General features: G+C 44.4%; 3 protein-coding genes. All 3 read right to left on the reverse strand.

Features of this window, described 5'->3' with window-relative positions; all coding sequences use genetic code 11:
• The coding region (locus IQ229_RS23015) for a signal recognition particle protein (protein ID WP_194047732.1) at nucleotides 1–781 on the reverse strand (781 nt) is incomplete at its 3' end.
• Nucleotides 782–986: 205 nt separating this feature from the next.
• On the reverse strand, nucleotides 987–1,661 hold the full coding sequence (locus IQ229_RS23020) for a response regulator transcription factor (protein ID WP_194047734.1): 675 nt from the start codon (nucleotides 1,659–1,661) through the stop codon (nucleotides 987–989).
• A gap of 1 nt (nucleotide 1,662) precedes the next feature.
• Nucleotides 1,663–2,679, reverse strand: coding sequence for a sensor histidine kinase (locus tag IQ229_RS23025; protein WP_194047736.1), 1,017 nt, complete (start codon nucleotides 2,677–2,679; stop codon nucleotides 1,663–1,665).
• Nucleotides 2,680–2,711: the final 32 nt, after the last annotated feature.

The following is a 2,711-nucleotide window of genomic DNA, read 5'->3' on the forward strand; positions in this document are numbered from 1 at the left end:
CCGAAAGCGCAGCACCACCACGGCTATCACCATCTAACTTGGTGAGAATTGCCCCAGTAATGCCGATCTGTTCGTGGAAAGTGCGGGTAAGATTTGCAGCCTCTTGACCAGTCATCGCGTCCACCACCAAAAAAGTTTCATGGGGTTGGACGGTTGCTTTGATGCGGGCTAATTCCGCCATCATGTCTTCGTCAATTTGCAGACGACCAGCAGTATCAATAATTACTGTGTTAACACCTTCTGCTCTAGCGCGTTCTACACCTTGCCTTGCAATTTCTACTGGATCGGCGTCGCTTCCTAGTTCAAATACTGGTACCTCAATTTGCTTACCCAACGTTAGCAGCTGGTCGATCGCGGCTGGGCGATATACGTCTGTTGCCACCAACAAACAGCTACGCTCTAATTTTCTCAGATGTAAGGCTAACTTAGCCGTAGCCGTGGTTTTACCAGTACCTTGCAACCCAGCCATGAGAATAATAGTAGGCTGTTCCTGGGCTTCTGCGATGGGAACATTCTCTTCTCCCATCACCTGCACCAGTTCATCATGAACAATTTTGATGAACTGTTGGTCAGGTCGCACGCCGGCAACCACCTCGGCTCCTTGTGCTTTGGTTTCGACTTCGCTAATAAAATCTTTGACTACCTGGAGATTGACATCTGCTTCCAACAAGGCGCGGCGCACTTCGCGCAATGCATCTTGAATGTTGGATTGAGAAATTTTGTCCTGTCCCCGCAGTTTCTTCCAGGCGGCTTCTAAACGGTCAGATAGAGCATCAAACATAATGTAATTACAGGTAGTTCGCCAATGGGAATCTTGAACCGCCGATGAATGTCGATTCCGAATTTCCGCTAAAGTTTAAACGTGCTATTTACCAGCTTAGTAGTTTTCACCGCGACTGTAGCAACCAGATACCTACCTTTATTTAATTGGCAAGTGGAATGGTTTCTTGAAAGAGGGTTATTCCACTCTTATTGGTACTTTATTTCTACACAAGTCCCTTAATTAAACTTTTTTGTAGAGCAACAACAACAGCTTGAGCGCGATCGCGTACTTCTAATTTCTGCAAAATCGCATGAACATGAACCCTCACAGTCCCAGGTGTGATGTAGAGTGCCAGAGCAATTTCTTGATTAGTTTTTCCAGCTGCCAGCAGTGATAAAATTTCTTGTTCGCGTTGGGTTAGGGGGTTGGAAAGTTTTGAGATATTTTCTGAGTTAGGTTGTCCAGAATCAGATGCAAAAGTAGAACGAATTTCTTTGGTTGCAGTTTCATCCCACCAGGATGCCCCAGCAGCGACAGAACGAAGTGCCAGCACTAATTTTTCTGCTGCCACTCCTTTAAGACAATAGCCTTGAGCGCCTGCTTCAATTAATCTTGCAATTAGAGACTTTTGGGAGTGGGAAGTCAAAACTAAAACTGGTAACTGAGGATTTTGCTGCTTAATTTGGCGACATGCCTCTATTCCCCCAATTCCTGGCAATCCCACATCTAGTAGCACCACATCGAAAGATTTTTGGTTAATTAACTCAATAGCTGTTTCTCCATCTTCGGCCTCAGCGATAATCTCTAAGCCAGTTTCTTGCTGCAATCGTACGTGCAAACCTAAACGAAAGAGTTCATCATCTTCTACTAGGAGAATTTTGATTGGGGTAGATGGCATCTCACACAGTAAGAGAAGATTGAGATGGGTAAACGGGGAGCTTGAAAGCAAACATCGCACCGATAGGTACTCTGTTCTCTGCCCAAATTATACCGCCGTGAGCTGCAATAATTTGTCGAGATAGGTAAAGCCCTAATCCAGAGCCTTTAGCTTGACGTTGGCTATGTCCTTGATAAAATCGTTCAAATAAATGGGAAAATTGCTCAGGCACAATACCTGCACCCGTATCCAAAATTTTCACAACTTGATAGGAAGCTTGCGGTTCTAATACTATTTCCACACGTTCACCGCGCCGAGAATGGTTGATAGCATTAACTAAAAGATTGTTAAAAACTCGTTGAAGTTGTAATTCATCACCCTGAACCCATAGCGATCGCCGCCAATCAGAGTCACCATAGTTAAGTGAAAGATAAACGCGGCGGCTAGCTGCTAATTCCGAAAGAGTGCTAGCAGCTTCTTCTGCCAAAATAGCCAAATCTACAGGTGCTAAGTTGAGTTTTAAGCCTTCTGTATCATTACGATAAATATCTAACAAAGTTTCTAGCAGTTGTAAGGAAGTTTGATGACTACGCGTCATTGTGGCTAAAACTTTTTGCTGTGCCGATGAGACAGCACCAAATTTTTCTTGTTCAAAAGCTTTGAGAGTTTCAATTGCTCCCAACAACGGAGTTTTCAGATCATGGGTGAGAGTAGAAGCAAAATCTTCACGCACTCTAGACAATTCCTCTTGAGCTTCTAGCTTGGCACGAGTCAGGGCGATCGCTTCTTCTGAAAGACGTAGGCGATCGCTCAAAACACCTGTGACAATCAATGCGATCGCTGCGATCGCTCTACTGGCGATCGTAGAAACCTTCATGGCTTCACCTCCTGGCATTACAAGATTCAGCATGGTTAGGCATACTGCAACGAAAGTAGCTTGAAAAGTACCACGTCTCCCTAACCAGGAGTTTGCTAACAAAATGGGCCCTGTGTAGAGATAGCCAAACACATATTCAGTTGGTGTAGAATACTCCAGAATTAGTGCAACTACAAATAGACCTGTCTCTTATA

This window comes from Nostoc cf. edaphicum LEGE 07299 (genome assembly GCF_015207245.1).
Taxonomy (GTDB): domain Bacteria; phylum Cyanobacteriota; class Cyanobacteriia; order Cyanobacteriales; family Nostocaceae; genus Nostoc; species Nostoc edaphicum_B.

Excerpts from the sequence above, each read along its gene's own strand:
- IQ229_RS23020 (WP_194047734.1), bottom strand. The coding sequence starts at position 1,661 with ATGCCATCTACCCCAATCAAAATTCTCCTAGTAGAAGATGATGAACTC.